Source organism: Acinetobacter sp. GW821-FHT09D10, assembly GCF_059416285.1.
The window spans coordinates 198,248-215,321 of the sequence record NZ_JBWKOW010000004.1 but is presented as its reverse complement, the minus strand read 5'-3'; the positions used below and the strand labels follow the sequence as shown (position 1 = coordinate 215,321).

General features: G+C 38.4%; 16 protein-coding genes and 3 tRNA genes. 15 read left to right on the top strand and 4 right to left on the bottom strand.

Features of this window, described 5'->3' with window-relative positions; translation table 11 throughout:
* The first annotated feature begins 9 nt into the window (after positions 1–9).
* The 9 genes from gspL to AC07M3_RS11755 all read left to right on the top strand — a co-directional run bounded on the left by gspL (position 10) and on the right by AC07M3_RS11755 (position 10,146).
* Positions 10–1,149: a type II secretion system protein GspL gene (gspL, locus tag AC07M3_RS11795; RefSeq protein ID WP_494567381.1), complete on the top strand. Its 1,140-nt coding sequence runs from the start codon at positions 10–12 to the stop codon at positions 1,147–1,149.
* A complete protein-coding gene (locus AC07M3_RS11790) occupies positions 1,149–1,628 on the top strand; it encodes a type II secretion system protein M (RefSeq protein ID WP_092706174.1) in 480 nt (159 codons plus the stop codon). The genes gspL and AC07M3_RS11790 overlap by 1 nt, the downstream gene beginning before the upstream one ends.
* 89 nt (positions 1,629–1,717) lie before the next feature.
* Positions 1,718–2,722, top strand: a complete 1,005-nt coding sequence (locus AC07M3_RS11785; protein WP_494567380.1) for a quinone-dependent dihydroorotate dehydrogenase — start codon at positions 1,718–1,720, stop codon at positions 2,720–2,722.
* 6 nt (positions 2,723–2,728) lie between these two features.
* On the top strand, positions 2,729–3,316 hold the full coding sequence (locus AC07M3_RS11780; RefSeq protein ID WP_080027468.1) for a CvpA family protein: 588 nt from the start codon (positions 2,729–2,731) through the stop codon (positions 3,314–3,316).
* A 25-nt stretch (positions 3,317–3,341) separates the two neighbouring features.
* The gene (gene purF, locus AC07M3_RS11775; protein ID WP_003650754.1) at positions 3,342–4,883 is read left to right on the top strand and encodes an amidophosphoribosyltransferase; all 1,542 of its coding nucleotides are present in this window, start codon (positions 3,342–3,344) and stop codon (positions 4,881–4,883) included.
* Positions 4,884–4,961: 78 nt separating this feature from the next.
* Complete coding sequence (locus AC07M3_RS11770; RefSeq protein ID WP_494567379.1) at positions 4,962–6,851, top strand: M48 family metalloprotease; 1,890 nt, start codon at positions 4,962–4,964, stop codon at positions 6,849–6,851.
* Positions 6,852–6,951: 100 nt separating this feature from the next.
* Positions 6,952–7,599, top strand: a complete 648-nt coding sequence (locus AC07M3_RS11765) for a hypothetical protein (RefSeq protein WP_494567378.1) — start codon at positions 6,952–6,954, stop codon at positions 7,597–7,599.
* Between the two features lie 11 nt (positions 7,600–7,610).
* A complete protein-coding gene (locus AC07M3_RS11760) occupies positions 7,611–8,576 on the top strand; it encodes a 2-hydroxyacid dehydrogenase (protein WP_494567377.1) in 966 nt (321 codons plus the stop codon).
* Positions 8,577–8,718: 142 nt separating this feature from the next.
* The gene (locus AC07M3_RS11755; RefSeq protein WP_494567427.1) at positions 8,719–10,146 is read left to right on the top strand and encodes a M48 family metalloprotease; all 1,428 of its coding nucleotides are present in this window, start codon (positions 8,719–8,721) and stop codon (positions 10,144–10,146) included.
* An 87-nt stretch (positions 10,147–10,233) separates the two neighbouring features.
* On the opposite strand, the gene AC07M3_RS11750 is transcribed toward AC07M3_RS11755, so the two are convergent.
* Positions 10,234–10,680, bottom strand: a complete 447-nt coding sequence (locus AC07M3_RS11750; RefSeq protein WP_199964481.1) for a GatB/YqeY domain-containing protein — start codon at positions 10,678–10,680, stop codon at positions 10,234–10,236.
* A gap of 25 nt (positions 10,681–10,705) precedes the next feature.
* Positions 10,706–10,921 (bottom strand): 30S ribosomal protein S21, encoded by a 216-nt coding sequence (rpsU, locus tag AC07M3_RS11745; RefSeq protein ID WP_001136722.1) that lies wholly within the window; start codon positions 10,919–10,921, stop codon positions 10,706–10,708.
* 145 nt (positions 10,922–11,066) lie between these two features.
* On the opposite strand from rpsU, the gene tsaD reads away from it, so the two are divergent.
* A complete protein-coding gene (gene tsaD, locus AC07M3_RS11740) occupies positions 11,067–12,077 on the top strand; it encodes a tRNA (adenosine(37)-N6)-threonylcarbamoyltransferase complex transferase subunit TsaD (RefSeq protein ID WP_133746962.1) in 1,011 nt (336 codons plus the stop codon).
* A gap of 8 nt (positions 12,078–12,085) precedes the next feature.
* Here tsaD and AC07M3_RS11735 read toward each other — a convergent pair whose 3' ends face one another.
* A complete protein-coding gene (locus tag AC07M3_RS11735; protein ID WP_494567376.1) occupies positions 12,086–13,183 on the bottom strand; it encodes a DUF6670 family protein in 1,098 nt (365 codons plus the stop codon).
* 110 nt (positions 13,184–13,293) lie between these two features.
* On the bottom strand, positions 13,294–14,175 hold the full coding sequence (locus AC07M3_RS11730) for an ATP-binding protein (protein ID WP_004643432.1): 882 nt from the start codon (positions 14,173–14,175) through the stop codon (positions 13,294–13,296).
* Between the two features lie 177 nt (positions 14,176–14,352).
* Between AC07M3_RS11730 and AC07M3_RS11725 the strand changes: the two genes are divergently transcribed.
* The 5 genes from AC07M3_RS11725 (at position 14,353) to AC07M3_RS11705 (ending at position 17,074) form a co-directional block, all read left to right on the top strand.
* Positions 14,353–15,861, top strand: a complete 1,509-nt coding sequence (locus AC07M3_RS11725; RefSeq protein ID WP_199990484.1) for a DUF3336 domain-containing protein — start codon at positions 14,353–14,355, stop codon at positions 15,859–15,861.
* Positions 15,848–16,654, top strand: a complete 807-nt coding sequence (locus tag AC07M3_RS11720; protein WP_494567375.1) for a protein kinase domain-containing protein — start codon at positions 15,848–15,850, stop codon at positions 16,652–16,654. Before AC07M3_RS11725 ends, AC07M3_RS11720 begins: the two co-directional genes overlap by 14 nt.
* A gap of 102 nt (positions 16,655–16,756) precedes the next feature.
* Positions 16,757–16,841, top strand: a tRNA-Leu gene (locus AC07M3_RS11715).
* Positions 16,842–16,894: 53 nt separating this feature from the next.
* Positions 16,895–16,968: transfer RNA gene (locus AC07M3_RS11710), tRNA-Trp, on the top strand.
* Between the two features lie 27 nt (positions 16,969–16,995).
* Positions 16,996–17,074 (top strand) — tRNA-Leu (locus AC07M3_RS11705).

Below are 17,074 nucleotides of genomic sequence, written 5' to 3'. Positions count from 1 at the left end.
TAGCCCATTATGCTGTATTTATGGATGCCTGAAACCAATGGAATATGGCATTGGTCTAACGGAGAAAACTGGTTGCAGGCAGCAAGTCTTGATCAATTAATACAAGACCTGCAATTACATCAAGGAAAAGAAGCTGTCATCTTTTTCCCTAGTCGCCATGCTCAGATACTCCAGCAGCACATGGCAAAGTCTCATTACAAGCAACTAGGGGCAGATGGTGTTAAATATTTGCTTGAAGAATTTGTAACTTTGCCTATTGATCATATGAAAGTGGTTCATCATTTTCATGCTGATCAACTCACCGTATTGGGAGTGGCAAAAACAACAGTGGAAACATGGCAGCATGCGATGGCTTTGCTGCCTATTAAACTCGTTGCTTTATTGCCGGACTTTCTAATTTTACCGGAACCTCAAGAGCAGCAAGTGGTCTTATGTAATATTGACCAGAAATTACTTGTGCGTGAAAGTAAATGGGTGGGTAATTCGCTAGATGACTTAGCATTGTTTTTGGAGTTTCAACCAGTCGAAGCTCATTATCAATATAGTGGTTTAACAACAGAGCAACTCGAAAGTCTGGTGGCAGCATCAGATGCCGAGCATCATTCTGAATTTATCTATCAATTTCAGGGCGTAGATAAACCTAAACAGCATCCTTTTAATGTTCTGCCTAAAGCTAAAGGGCAAGAGCACACGGTTTCTGGTTATTGGAAAGCGTGTGCCGCTATTGTTTTAGCAATTATAGTGGTCCAGTTTAGTTATGATTTTTTGCGTTGGATAAAGTTAAGAAATGTGGCTAATCAAACCGCCGAACAGACGGTCGAGCAATATAAATATTGGTTTGGTCCTTCAAGTCGGGTAAATGAGCAAAATATAAAAAGCCAATTTGAAAGTCATTTACGCATGAGTAAGCAAGGCGATACACAAGCACTTTCTTTATTGAGCCGTGTTGGACCTATTTTAATGCAAAGACAAATTTTAGCTCAGCAGTTAAATTATGATGCTTCAACACTAACTATGGCATTAAAAGCAAAGTCGGCAGATGATTTGCAAGCTTTAACACAGCAACTTAATCAGCAGGGATTCAAAGCAGAGCTAGGTAATGTTCAAGCCGATGGTGGTGGGGCAATTGGGGTGGTGAAAATACAATAATGAAAATGATAACTCAATTGCAAAACCGCTTTGACCAGTGGATTGAACAAGTCACTCAATATTTAGATCGTTTAACTGTACGTGAGCGGGTTATGGTGGTCTTTACTACAATTTTTGTTGTGGTTGCCATTGTGGGTGCTTCACTTTGGAAAATGCATTCCTTGGCAGAACAACAGCAACAACGGTTAAATGATTTAAAAGATTTAATGGTATGGATGCAGAGTAATGCAGTTACCATGAAACCAGCGAATGAACTTGAGTTAGGCCAATCGGAAAAGATACAACGAGTAGCTCAGCAACAAGGCTTAACAGTCACTTCTCAACAAAATGGTGAGCAGTTACAAATTATTGTTACTCATCAGAATTATGCAATTTTAGCGAACTTTTTAACCCAACTTGCGCAAATGGGCTTAAGTATTGAAAAAATGGAAATGGTTTCAAGTGATGGACAGATTAAATTAACAGCGACGGTTCAATAACATATTAAAATATGCTGTTCTTAAGCATGGTGTTTTGTGCTACCTGTGCCTATAATATGCCTACCTAAAATCAGTAGACTGTGATTGGTATGTTATATTCACTTGCTCGCCCGATGTTGTTTAGTTTAGCACCAGAGCGTGCCCATGAATTAACATTATCTATGCTTGATAAAGCACATAAGTTCGGCCTGCTGCGCCAGAGCGTAGAATCAAAACCAACAACCTGTATGGGAATTGAATTTCCAAATCCGGTAGGTTTAGCGGCTGGACTTGATAAGAATGGTGCACATATTGATTCTTTAGCCGGACTGGGTTTCGGTTTTATTGAAATTGGAACAATTACACCTCGTCCTCAGTCGGGTAATCCACAACCACGATTGTTCCGTATTCCTGAAGCGAAAGCCATTATTAACCGCATGGGTTTTAATAATGATGGTGTTGATAAACTTGTTGAGAATGTCAAAGCTTCAAAATTTAAAGGAATTCTAGGTATCAATATTGGTAAGAATGCAGATACGCCTGTAGAAAAGGCTGTTGATGATTACCTGATTTGCCTTGAGAAAGTTTATAATTACGCTTCTTATATTACCGTTAATATCTCATCTCCAAATACTAAGAACTTAAGAAGTTTACAAAGTGGTGATGCATTAACTGAATTATTGCAAACCTTAAAAGAAAGACAACTTGAGCTTGCCGAGCAATATAACCATTATGTTCCTTTGGTTTTAAAAGTTGCGCCTGATTTAACAGCAGAAGATGTTGAGTTTATTGCAGCGCAATTATTGCAATTTAAAATTGATGGTTTAATCGTTACCAATACGACTTTATCTAGAGATGGTGTAGAAAATCTTCCTTATGGTAATGAGTCGGGTGGCTTATCAGGTGCGCCTGTTTTTGAAAAAAGTACCGAATGCTTACGTTTATTTGCCCAAACGTTAAAAGGACAAATCCCGTTAATTGGCGTGGGTGGAATTTTGTCGGGTGAACAAGCAGTAGCCAAACAGCAAGCTGGAGCAACACTAGTACAGATCTATAGCGGATTGATTTATACCGGTCCTATATTAGTAAAGCAATGTGTTGCAGCCATGACTTAAGTGAATATGAACACAATTGATATCATCATTCTGATACTTTTGCTCATTGGGGGGCTAAACGGTTTGCGACAAGGATTTATCAAAGCCTTTGCGAACTTGGTAGGATGGATCATTGCATTAATTATGGGTGCAAAATATGCTGTCCTTCTTGCGCCGTCCATGTCAGGTTTAAGTCATGATCCGGTTGTTCAAAAAATTGCAGCTTTCGCATTTATCGCACTTATGATCATTGTTTTAACATGGATCGTCACTGCATTTTTAAATGGCCTCTTGAAAAGTCTGAAATTGGGGCCATTAAATCGTTTAGCGGGTGGTGCTTTTGGTTCTTTAAAAGGCTTGTTGGTTGTGTTGATTACAATGCAGGGCGTAGGGCCTTGGGTTGAAAGTTCACCACACTGGAAACAGTCCAAACTTATACAATTTTTACTGCCTTATGCGCCTTTAGCTACCGAATTGTCTAAAGATGCAGCAAGTGAGGCATTTCATCAAATAACATCTGGAGGTAGTGCATCAAGCACCCCTTCAAAACCAATGGACGAATCGGAAAATTTAGAAAACCGATCCGACCATTCGACAAAGAATCCTTTTTATTAATTCCTAGCTTGTCTGCGAGGTTGCTATGTGTGGAGTTGTTGGTATAGCCGGTAAATCGCCAGTGAACCAAATGTTGTTTGATGCTTTAACGATGTTGCAACATCGTGGGCAAGATGCAGCTGGAATAGTAACCTGCCATGAAGGCCGTCTTTTCCTTCGTAAGGATAACGGTATGGTGCGTGATGTTTTTCATACTCGTCATATGAGAGCATTACTTGGTAATTATGGTATTGGCCATGTACGTTACCCAACTGCTGGTTCTGCTAGCAGTGCTGAAGCACAACCATTTTATGTGAACTCACCTTACGGTATTACGCTTGCACATAATGGTAATTTAACCAATGCTGAAGACATTCATGATGACCTGTTTAAAACAGATTTACGTCATATGAATACAGATTCTGACTCAGAAGTTCTTTTGAACGTATTCGCGCATGAGTTGCAGAAGAACGGTACTTTAAACCCTACACCAGATGATATTTTCCATACAGTTACTCGTGTACACGAGCGCTGTCTAGGTGCATATGGCGTAGTGGCGATGATTACCGGTCATGGTTTAGTTGGTTTCCGCGATCCAAACGGTATCCGCCCACTCATTTATGGTTCACGTATGACTGAACAAGGCGAGATGGAATACATCATCGCTTCTGAGTCAGTTGCTATTACAGCGCTTGGTTTTAAAATTGAGCGTGACATTGAACCTGGTGAAGCAATTTTTATCACTGCTGATGGTGAATTGTTCACAAGACAATGTGCAGCTAATCCAAAATACCGTCCATGTATTTTTGAATATGTTTATTTTGCACGCCCTGATGCCATTATTGACGGAATTTCAGTTTATAAAGCCCGTTTAAAAATGGGTGAAAAGCTTGCTCATAAAATTTTACGTGACTGGGGTGAAGACCATGATATTGATGTGGTTATTCCAATCCCAGATACGAGCCGTACTTCAGCATTAGAACTTGCAAATATTCTAGGTGTTAAGTTCCGTGAAGGTTTTATGAAAAACCGTTATATCGGTCGTACCTTCATTATGCCAGGCCAGCAACAGCGTAAAAAATCTGTACGTCAGAAATTAAACCCTGTTGAGTTGGAATTTAAAGGCAAGAACGTTTTATTAGTTGATGACTCAATTGTTCGTGGTACTACCTGTAACGAAATCATCCAGATGGCACGTGATTCTGGTGCAAAAAAAGTATACTTTGCATCAGCTGCACCTCAGGTTATGTATCCAAACGTTTACGGTATTGATATGCCTGCTAAAACTGAGCTAATTGCTTCAGAACGCAGCGTAGAAGAGATCCAAGAAATTATTGGTGCGGATCGTTTGGTTTTCCAAGAATTGGAAGACTTGAAAAATGCTGTACGTACCAGCAAAGTGCCTGATCTAACTGAGTTTGATTGCTCTGTATTTGATGGAATCTATGTAACAGGTGATATTGATGGTGCTTATCTAAATAATTTGGAGCAGAAGCGTAATGATTCTGCTAAAAAGAAAAAAGATGGTTACATTGATGTTAATGTTGACGCAGCTTCTGTAGATCTAACAGGCATTAAAGAAGAATAGGAATAGCTGAAAAAAGTGGGTGTTTCCCGCTTTTTTCTTTTATGATGAAACCTAACAATGTAATTGGGATTATTTACATTGAAAGAAGTAAGCCACTATCTAATCGAAAATAAGAATATGGCATGGTCCATCACTATGTGTTTGGTTGCTGTGCTGCTTACTATTTTTATTTTAAATTTAATTTTAGGTTTGCTCGTTCATTTTTTTGATTATAGTCAGCCCATTTGGTGGCACACTTTAAGTCCTTATTTTGTCGCACTATTACTTTTTATTATGGTTTGGTCTGTAGTTACCGAACTTTATATCCTGCGTAAAGGTGGACATTCTTTAGCGAAACAACTTAAAGCACGTCGTTTGGTGAAAGAAGAAAGTACCCCAGAAGAACTTGCAGCATTAAAAATTACAGAAAATTTGGCGCAGAATTTCTCACTAAAAGTTCCAACTTTGTATGTTTTACCTGATGAGGTCGGGGTCAATGCACTCACAGCAGGTTTTCACCCTAAAGATATTGTGATTATTCTGACATGGGGAGCCTTGCAGAATCTGGATAAACTTGAACTATATGGTTTGTTGGGCCATGAGTTTAATCAGATTTTATCGGGGGAAGCAGTTGAAAACACTAAATTAAAGATTCTATATAGTGGATTAACAACCTTTAGTCAGTGGGGTAGTAAATTAGCGAAACAGGGTTTTAAACGCTATAGCCCAGGTTATAAGCATAAGTTTGAAACCGTCTTTGTTGCGGTGGGGGGTGTAATTTGGTTGGCAGGTAGCCTTGGGGTATTGATCACTCGATTCATTAAGTATTTAACTTTGAGTGGTCGCACATTTCGTAATGACCAAAAAACAGTACGATTATTAAAAAATAGTGCGAATACTCAGACTTTATTGCGTATTTATGTTCATCATTCCGGTTCTCAAATTCATAGTGCTTATTCAGAATCAATCGCACATATGTGTTTTGCAAACTCACTTAGCCCTCAAAGCTGGATGAATATTCATCCGAGTATTCGTGAGCGCATTTATGAATTAAACCCGACTTTGCTTCAAGATTTACAATTAGAAAATTTGAAAAAACTACGTAACCGTCCGTTATTTAGCTTATTTCATTTTTTAGAAGAATCTGAGAAGGAAATTTATATTCCGTGGTCATCGCCACAACCGCTGCCTTTACTAAGGTTGTCGCCTATTAGTTTTGCACTAAATGATGCCATTAAGCCTCTTAGTAGTGATGTGCGTCGCAATAAAAAGCGTCCTGAGTTAATTCAGCGTGCGCTACAAACAGCTACAGGGTCACGTGAAGTAATGGTGGCTATTTTGATGATTCGTCAATATCGAGAATTCATCCCTAAAGATGCGCCAGTTAGCCATGCCATTATCGATGCTTTATTAAATCTGGACGGTCGTATTCATATTCAGATATTCCATGATGCCTGTAAAAACATTGGACATATGCCGGCAAGCATTGCGCGGCAATTTCTCACAAAACTAGCGCTCATTATTCAAGAAGATGGCGAGATTGGGTTGCTGGATGCACTTTTGTTAGAACGGGTTAAATATGAACTGAGTTTGATGCCGCTGCATTTACCAACGGCATTTGAAGAAGTAAAACCCCAAGTTGTTCGCTTGGTTGATGCTTTACTTCATGTTCAACAAATTAACAGCCCAAATCAGTTAGAAGTCCGTGATCGTATTTTACGTTCTTTGCTCAATCCTGATGAAATGAATATTTATGATGAAATTTCGGATGAGCCTTTAGATCTTGCTGAAATTTTAAATGATATTGCGGGTTTATTGTTACGTGACCGTCTTAGTATTTTAGCGATTGCGGAAATGTGTTTGTGGAGCGATCGCATCATTACTCAAGATGAGTTGGATGTACTTGAATTGCTTTATTGGCGTTTCGGCTTTGAGACAGAAGAAATTGTTGAGCAAATGCAAAAAAGAAATAGTGTTATGATTATTTAAAAGACATCTACGATTATAAAAACAGCTGAACGAAATAAAACACTGAAAAAAAAACTGAAGCCCGTTAGAATGTAGATTGAGTAGAGGTATTGATTCAAACATGATTGGGCAGCAAAGAAATATACTGGCAACTTTAGGAATTGATTTATGGATTCCTAAGACACAGGTGTGCCAAAAAAATAATGCTCAAAGCCTTTGGCGAGATCATGTTGTTGAAGAACCTGAACCGATTATATTGCCTTCTGTAGAACCAGTCGTTCTTGAGCAGCCCACAAAGCCAAAAATCAACGAGATTCCAAAAGTTGAACCTGAAATTGTGGCGCCAGTTTCAATCGATGTTCAGCCCGTTATAGCACCTCACAATGAAGTGCAAGCGCCTGTAATTAAGATTGCATCATTTGAGTTGCAGGCTTTTTCTCTTGAAAAATGTGTTATTTTTTTAGATGTTACAAATTTAAGCGAAGAAGAAAAACAGCTTTGGAGCAACATACAAAAAGCAAAAATAGGGCAGTATGCTGAATTAAAATGGCCTTTCCCTTTAGCGACTTATCAAGATCAGCGGGGTGCTGGTTCATATATACAAGGCTTTTTAGATGCTGTCGCAGCAGAGAAAAAGATATTATGTCTTGGTGACTGTTCTTATATTCAACACGCGAATATTATTCATTTAGCAAGTTTAAAAGAGATGCTGGAGAAACCACTCCTTAAAAAAAGGTTATGGAAATTAATGCAAGATAACAACGAGTAGTAGGGATTTACATGAAAAAAGTTGTAGTATTTAGCCAAATTGATGAAGAAATTTTGTCTCGATTACAACAGAATTATCATGTTGTAGTTCTTAACCCAAAACTGGGTGATATTAATGAACAAATACGACAACACGTTGTAGATGCTGACGGGATGATTGGTGCAGGACGCTTACTGAATGAAAATAACCTTGCACCAGCCCAAAAACTAAAAATTATTTCATCTGTAACGGTGGGCTATGACAATTATGATCTGGCTTATTTAAATCAAAGAAAAATCTGGTTATCAAATACGCCTCATGTTTTAACAGAAACAACAGCTGATCTTGCTTTTACATTATTGCTAAGCGCTGCTAGAAAAGTTCCTTTTCTTGATCATTGGACAAAACAAGGCGAATGGAAAAGAACTGTAGGGCCTCAGCAGTTCGGTTTAGATGTTTTTGGAAAGACATTGGGAATTATTGGGCTTGGTAATATTGGAGCTGCAATTGCTCGACGTGGTTTTTATGGATTTAACATGAATATTGTTTACCATAATCGTCGTGAAAAGCCTGAATTAGCTGAGCCATTAAACGCACAATATCTTGGTTTGGATCAATTGCTACAACAGTCTGATTTTGTAGTAACCGCAGTTGATTTAAATAACGAATCGAAAGCTTTAATGGGCAAAGCTCAATTTGAGCTTATGCAAAAACACGCTATTTTTATTAATATTGCGCGCGGTTCGGTAGTTGATGAGCACGCTTTGATTGAGGCTTTGCAGCAAAATCAGATCTTTGCTGCTGGTTTAGATGTGTATGAAAAAGAACCTTTACAAGATTCAGCACTTTTTAAATTGCCGAACGTAGTCACTTTACCTCATGTAGGTTCAGCTACTGCTGAAACCCGTAAAAAAATGGCAAATCTTGCCTATAAAAATCTGGTTGAGGCTTTAGAGGATAAAACACCTAGATATCTGGTAAACCCAAACTTTATATAAGTGATGAATAACACTTCATTGCAAAACTAGTCGATTTCGAGTGATATAGTAAAAGTCTATTGATTGAACATCATTTTTTATGGTTCACATCAGTAGACTTTTTTTATGGTTTAATTTTAATAGAGAAAAACTTTTGAGATTTTTGCCAGTTATTTTAAGTGCGACTTTTATAGCAAATGCTGCGTATGCACAGTCTTTCGACCCTCGGTCATCTGCGAATCAGGTGGAAATTCCAAATATTGGAAGTGGGATAGGCTTGCTTGATCAACAAAAAGAAAAATTTATTGGTGAAAAAGTATTCCGTGAAGTTCATAAACAAATGCCAGTTATTCAAGATATTTGGCTCGAAGACCAATTTTTCCAAGTATTTTCAAGTATTTTGAGTGAGACCCAACTTGGTCAGCCTATTGGCCTGGTTGTTATTAAAGATCCACAAATTAATGCTTTTGCTGTTCCGGGTGGTCTATTCGCGCTTAATACTGGTCTTATTACTTCAGCTCGCAATATTGATGAAATTGCTGGGGTTATGGCGCATGAAATTGCACACGTATCTCAAAGACATTTTAGTCGTTCAGAGGAAGCCTTTAAGGGGCAAACTTTATTAAGTTTGGCTGGGCTTTTGGCGGGTGTGGCAATCGCTGCACAGGGCGGTGGAGATGCGGGGGCAGCAGTGATGTTGGGAACACAGGCTGCACTAATGGATCAACAATTAACATATAGTCGAAATCAGGAACGTGAAGCAGACCGTATTGGCATGCAATATATGTATGCAGCGGGTTATAATCCTCAAAGTATGGCAGACTATTTTGAAACAATGCATCGTGCGACGAGTCGGGTAAGTTTTTTACCGGATTTCTGGTTGACTCATCCATTGACTACTGAGCGCATGAGTGAAGCTCGACTTCGTGCGAATCAGATGCCTAAAGTTAAAAATCGTATATATGATGCCGATTTTGAAATTTTAAAATGGTACACAATGGTGGTTTCAAATCAGGCTACTGAAAATCAACTACAGAGTTTGGCCTCTCAAAAAAATATTGCTGGTCTTATCGCTTTGGCAGCTTTTTATACAAAACAAGGTGATTATGCGCAGGCACAGTCTACCTTAGATCAAGCAAAATCTAGTGGAAAACCTCTTGTTACGTTATTGCAGACAGATATTTATCTGGGGCAAAACAAGCTTGATCAAGCCTATTCTTCAATTGCTTCTACACAAATGACTATGCCTGAAAATAGGGCTTTTAGTTATAAATTGGCTGAAGTGTTGTTACGTCAAGGAAAATTTGCACAAGTTCAAACTCTGGTTCAACGGTTTATTAATAAAAACCCAAGAGATATACAAGGTTGGCAATTTTTACAACAAGCTGCTAATTTGGACAAGGCAGGATCTTTGAGAGCAGTCAACGTTCTACGCTATCGAGCAGAAGCTGAATATTGGTCGGGGAGTGAGGAAAATGCAATTAAATCAATGTTGCATGCCCAGCGATTAGCAAAAGACAATCAAGCAATGTCGGCTAGAATAGACAGTAGATTGAAACAAATGCAAGATGAGAGAAGAATGAAAATTTAAAGATATATTTTTCAAAATTTTCAGATATGCAAATGCGTACAAACTAAAAGAACTTTTAGCTTAAAGGAAAGAATTTAAGAGAGGAAATTAAGCTAATTTAGCTTTAATTTTTGCTGAAACTTGAGAAGGATCGGCACGCCCGGCTATGATCGGACGTAGAGAATTCATCACCTTACCCATATCTTTCATGCTAGTTGCTTCTTGAGCAGAAATCGTTTGCTCAATGAGAGAATCAAGCTCTTCCTCAGTCATAGCTTCTGGTAGAAACTGAGATAAAATCTCAGCTTCGGCTTGTTCTTTACTAGCTAAATCATCACGACCAGCACCTTCAAAGGCTTTGATCGATTCTTTACGTTGTTTAATTTGCTTTTCAATGACCGCAAGAACTTGAGCGTCGTCAAGCTCTTTGCGCTCATCGACTTCGATTTGCTTAATTGCTGCTTGTAGACCACGCAAAACCGTCACTGTTGCCATATCTTTGGCACGCATAGAAGTTTTTAATGCATCAGTAATTTGGTTTTTTAAAGTAGTCATAATTTAGCAGTCAATCACAAATTAATTAGTAAAGGCGAGTAGTACGTACAGATTCGCGAGCCAATTTCTTTTGGTAGCGTTTAACTGCAGCAGCTTTTTTGCGCTTACGTTCTTGAGTTGGTTTTTCGTAGAATTCGCGTTTACGAACGTCAGCTAAAACACCAGCTTTTTCGCATGAACGCTTGAAGCGACGGATAGCTACGTCAACTGGTTCGCCTTCTTTCAACTTAACTTGTGGCATGTAAAATCCTCTAGATTATGGATAAGATCAAGCACACTATTGTGCCGGATCACAAGTGAAGGTCAGTATTTTACTCATTTACAACTCATATCACAAGTCTATAATAGCGATTGCAATATTTTGACTCATATAAAAGGCAGTTTTGATGATTGTTTTAGGCTTGGAAACTTCTTGTGATGAAACAGGGTTGGCACTTTATGATAGCGAACTCGGCTTGCGGGGACAGGTTCTTTATAGCCAGATTAAACTTCATGCTGAATATGGTGGGGTAGTACCTGAACTTGCTTCTCGTGACCATGTTCGTAAATTAATTCCTTTAATGAATCAATTGCTTGAGCAAAGCGGAATAAAAAAGCAAGAGATTGATGCGGTTGCTTATACGCGTGGTCCTGGTTTAATGGGAGCCTTAATGACAGGAGCTTTATTTGGAAGAACTTTAGCTTTTTCTTTAAATAAACCTGCAATTGGTGTTCATCATATGGAGGGGCACATGTTGGCACCTCTACTTTCAAGTCAGCCACCCGAATTTCCATTTGTGGCTTTATTAGTTTCAGGTGGACATACACAATTAATGGCAGCTCACGGCATTGGTCAATATGAACTCTTGGGTGAGTCTATTGATGATGCAGCTGGAGAAGCTTTTGATAAAGTTGCAAAAATGATGAGCTTGCCATACCCAGGCGGTCCCAATATTGCAAAATTAGCTTTAAGTGGTAATCCGTCAGCATTTGAATTTCCGCGACCAATGCTTCACCAAGGTTTAGATTTTTCTTTTAGTGGTTTAAAAACAGCAGTTTCTGTGCAATTGAAAAAATTGAATGGTGAAAACCATGACGCCGATATTGCAGCTTCATTCCAAGAAGCAATTGTAGATACCTTGGTAAAAAAATCAGTAAAAGCTCTAAAGCAAACTGGACTGAAACGTTTAGTTATCGCAGGTGGCGTAAGCGCAAATTTACGATTACGTGAACAGTTGGAAACTTCATTGGCTAAAATTAAGGCACAAGTTTACTATGCTGAACCTGCCTTATGTACTGATAATGGTGCAATGATTGCTTTTGCTGGTTATCAACGTTTAAAAGCAGGACAACATGATGGTTTGGCTGTAACCACGACACCACGTTGGCCAATGACGGAACTCACTATTCCTGAGTAAAAGTATTCCTATTTAAAAGCTTCTTGGTTTTCGATATCAATGTATTCGATATAACCACGGCCTTGAACTTCATTGCCGAAGTAATTACCAGTAAATTTATAGCCACTAGCATAACCACGCCCATGACCATAGCGGAATGGGCAGTCAATTTCTGCCTGAATATTCAAAATAATTTGTTTATTCTCATTTCGAGCAATCCACGAAAAGTATTTCGGAAGTCGCATTTTTTCTCCAGTCGGTGAGATGTAGTCATCGACTTGATGAGAAATAACGTCAAAGCTAACATCTGTATAAATTTCAGCTGGCTGATCAAGATATCTAATATGGAGGGTGTAAGCGACCGTCTGTCCCGCAATATCTGCTTTAGTAAGAAGAAGTTGAGTGGTCTCGTTTAAATTAATAATTTGATAAGTAAAAAAATCAAGCGGCAGTTTATAAGCGTCAGGAAGAAGTTTGTTTATGAAACTATGTGGACCAGCTGCTCGTGCATATTCATACGTACAGAGTCCTTCACTTTCAATGCGTTCTGCTTGATAACTTAAAAAGCCTTTAAACTTTGCCAATAAACTAAAATGATCATAAATAGGTGTTTTTATAAACCACGAAACATGTGATGTAACATCAATATCAAAGTTGAAATCAAGCCCATCATAATGTCCATGGATATGAACTTGCGGGAATTTTCCTTGAATTGAAATCTCTTTGCCTAGTTCTATTAAGTTTCCATCTTTATTAATTTGTGTCTCTTTTGGAATGATATACGCCTTAAGCAAAGCTTGCTCAACCGCGGCAGTACTTGAAAAGAACGTGGCTATTTTTCTTGGGTCTTCATTAATTATGTCGTCATGATCAAAGGCTAGCGCACCGGGCGTGCCTAATAAAATCATAATGTTGAGATAACGATGTGGTTCGGGTAAAAGTGGAAAAAAGATACCGTAATGTGTCCAGCTATAATATTTTTCGTCAACTCGTGGGCGGATGATATGAGACTGAGTAAAAGGAAGAGTTGAGTATTTTTCTGCTTGATCCAAGGCGCCTTGCGCGAGCAATAAGCTTTTACCAAGGACTTTGCTGCCTATGGAAATTTTTGGCAATTGTTTTTTCATATATAAACCTAACTAAGGATAGGACTATCTTTGTTTTAGGTTATGAAAAACAACTGCCAAATCTAAGCGGTTTTCAAGCCAAAGCTAAGGCTTTGCGGGACATTCGTCGTTTAATTGTTAGACAACTGTTTTAACCCATTTAAACCAATCCAATGCTTTGAGAACTGGTAAGCAGCACGTCCAGAGCGTTGACCACGCATTTGGCACCAACGTAAACTCTCGGCACGAACTTCATCATTAAAAGGCATATTTGCCTTTTGAATATAATGTTCTACGATTTCTAAATATAAATTCTGATCCATTGGATAAAAAGATAACCACAAACCAAAACGATCTGACAAAGAGATCTTTTCTTCAATCGCTTCTTGAGGGTGTAGTTCAGTATATTGAGGAACATCGACCTTGGTTACAGGTGTATTTTCATGCATGAATTCGGGTAACAAATGGCGACGGTTACTGGTCGCATAAATAATAAAATTACTCGCACCAGATTGTAATGAGCCGTCCAATACACTTTTTAAACTACGATAGTTTTCATCTTCAGCATTAAAAGCCAAGTCATCGCAATATACGATGTATTTTTCAGGTCGATTTTGAATGAGTTTTTGAATTTTAGGTAAATCTGCCAAGTCATCACGTTCAATTTCAATTAAACGTAACCCTTGAGGGGCATATTCAGTCAATAAAGCACGAACAATAGATGATTTACCTGTACCACGTGAGCCCGTTAAAAGTACATCATTTGCTGGTAAGCCATTTAAAAATTGCAAAGTATTTTGAATGATTTTTTCTTTTTGGCGCTGAATGCCTTTTAAGTCATCTAAATAAATATTCTTTGGGGTATGGATGGCTTTAAGTTGCTGATTTTCCCATCTAAAAGCAGGTGCAGTAAAATCTGTTTCTTGTTTAGGTTCAGGTAAGACCTGCTGTAATTGATTTAATACAAGTGATAATGTCTGAACTAAATTGTCTGGTAAATCAATGGTAGCCATGGTAAGTCAATCATGTTAAACAGTAATTTACTAGGATACTAACACCGAAATTAACAGGCTGACAAAAAAGTTGTTGCTATACAGTTTATCGGTTTTGCAATTGATTGAAATCTTCAGACCGCGCATAGTGTGGTCATGTCTATTTAGTAAAATCATCTGTGAAGATGAGGACGAAATATGTTTGAAAAAATACGAAGTGATATGAATCCGCATCAGGCTTACCGTATCAAAAAATTACAACGTCAATTAGACATGGCTGAATCTTATGAAGAGTGGAAGTCTTTTGCATTAAAACTAGATGAAGAAACAGGGGTGCAAGAGTGGAAATTCGATAATAGTTCACCTTATTTTGATGCAGAACTCATTTCTTATCGATATACCTTACTGAAAAGATACCGCCAGCAACATCGAACGCTAGACCTCATTTATTTACTCAAAGAAGGCCTAACCTACGATATTGCAAATATTGGTCACCCAATGCTTTTTGCCGCAACGCATGTGGGGACAAAAAAATTAATTGAAGACTATATTGAAGAAGTTAGCCAAAGCTTGGCCTATATAGCTTCAAGTGAATGTATTACTTTCCAACGGAAAGAAAAAATTGAGTTTTTTGAAAATTGTGAAAAAGCATATGGACAACCGGCTCTTATGTTCTCAGGTGGAGCGACGTTAGGTCTTTTTCACACAGGGGTGTGTAAAGCTTTAATTGAACAAGATCTAATGCCTAAAGTGTTGTCTGGCTCAAGTGCAGGGGCAATTATGACAGGCATGCTTGGAACTTCTGCCAGTGAAGATGTTCAAAATTTATTAAATGGAGAACAATTCTTTAGTGATGCTTTTCATTTTAGAAAACTTCGTGAACTCATTAAGGGAAATGGTGGAATTGCCGATGTGCACTATTTGAAAAAATTCCTTGTTGAAAACTTAGGTGATCTTACTTTTGAGGAAGCTTTCAAAAAATCTGGTTTAAATATTAATGTTGCGGTTGCACCCTATGATGCAACAGAAAACCCGCGAATTATGAATGCCATTATGACCCCGAACGTTTTGGTATGGAGTGCTGTGTTGGCTTCATGTGCCGTACCTGTGTTATTTCCACCAGTGCGTTTAACCAGTAAACGTTATGACGGTGAACATACCCCTTATATGGCAAATACAAAATGGGTAGATGGCAGTGTAAGAAATGATTTTCCGCAAGAAAGAATGGCGCGTCTATATAATTTAAATTACACCATCGCCAGTCAAGTGAATCCGCATATTGTTCCATTTATGCAAAATGATGCAGACCGCTTTCGTAAGGATGTTTTAAGTTGGCCTGAACGTATTTTAAGACGTCAAGGCAAAGTATTGTCAATGGGAATAATGGACTTTACGCGTCAAAGACTTGGTTCTATTTCTCCGATTAGGAGATTGCTCGATCATGGATATGGCGTAATGGGGCAGCGTTATTATGGCGACGTTAATATTATTGCTAAATATGGCTTGAGTCACTATACCTATACTTTGCAAAACCCACGTCCACATTTGTTTAAACGTTTGCAACGAGAAGGGGAGCGCGCGACTTGGCCAAAAATTTCTTCGATTGAAACCCATGCTCGTATTGGCAAGACGATTCAGCATTGTTTAGAAGTTTTGCGTTTTGAAGAAAAGCAACAACAGCCAGACTCTTACTATGCTGAAGCATGATTTTGCTTCTCATATTGAAAACTTAACATGTGTTACAAAGCCCACAAGTTCAGCTTTAGGACGGCATCTATGGACATGTTCTGTAGATGCTAGAAATTACTGGTTAAAATATCATTTACCTGAAACGCATGTTAAAAGTGAGCAAGACTTTATACACGAACAATTGTTTTATGAAGAAATTAATCACAAGAAACCTGTGTGGCTTTTGCCCCATAAATTAATCGAAGTTAGTATCATTCCTCAGTTAAACCATTCTTTAGGTCAGGTTTTAATTTTACCTGATACTGATTTGTGGTTTGGTTCGTTGCCTAATGAGAATCATTTAACAGATGTTTACCATACGATTTGGTTCGCGCTAGATAAGCTCGCGGAACTTCATAGATTGGGTTGGATTCATGGAGATATTAAAAGAGAACACTTTCGAAAGTTTCAGCAAAAACCTTACTTGATTGATTTTGAGAAAGCGCGACTTTTGACCAGTTCAGATTCAGTCATGGATGCAACACCACGTTATATGGCACCTGAACTTTATCAAGGTCATCGCAAAAGCGTACAAAGCGATTTATATGCATTTGGAATTGTTTTGTATGAATGGTTAACCCAAACTCGCTTAGAAGCAGGGAGTTACTATGATTGGGCAGTATTGCATTGCCAAAATTTAACCATTCAATTACCAACACAGTTTATGAATTTTTATCCATTACTTTCAGGTTTATTGCAAAAACAACAAAAAAATAGGTTTGTAAATGCGTTTGAAGCGCTGAATTGTTTAAAAGCACATTCAAACTTATAAAAATCATTGATCTAGTATCTGTATACAATTTACACGGTCAGTTTTTTTTAGAAAAAAAACACTTGTCACTGTTAGATCTTATCGCTAATATACACAGCCATCGGGGGCGTGGCGAAATTGGTAGACGCACTGGATTTAGGTTCCAGCGCCGCAAGGTGTAAGAGTTCGAGTCTCTTCGCCCCCACCACTTTAAGTTAAATCTTAAAGTTGATTTGGATGTTAAGTCATCTAGATCTTGGAAGAGGATTGGTGTAATGGTAGCATGACGGTCTCCAAAACCGTTCGTCAAGGTTCGAGTCCTTGATCCTCTGCCACATTTATTTTAAATAAATGTCCCAGATGGGGGCGTGGCGAAATTGGTAGACGCACTGGATTTAGGTTCCAGCGCCGCAAGGTGTAAGAGTTCGAGTCTCTTCGCCC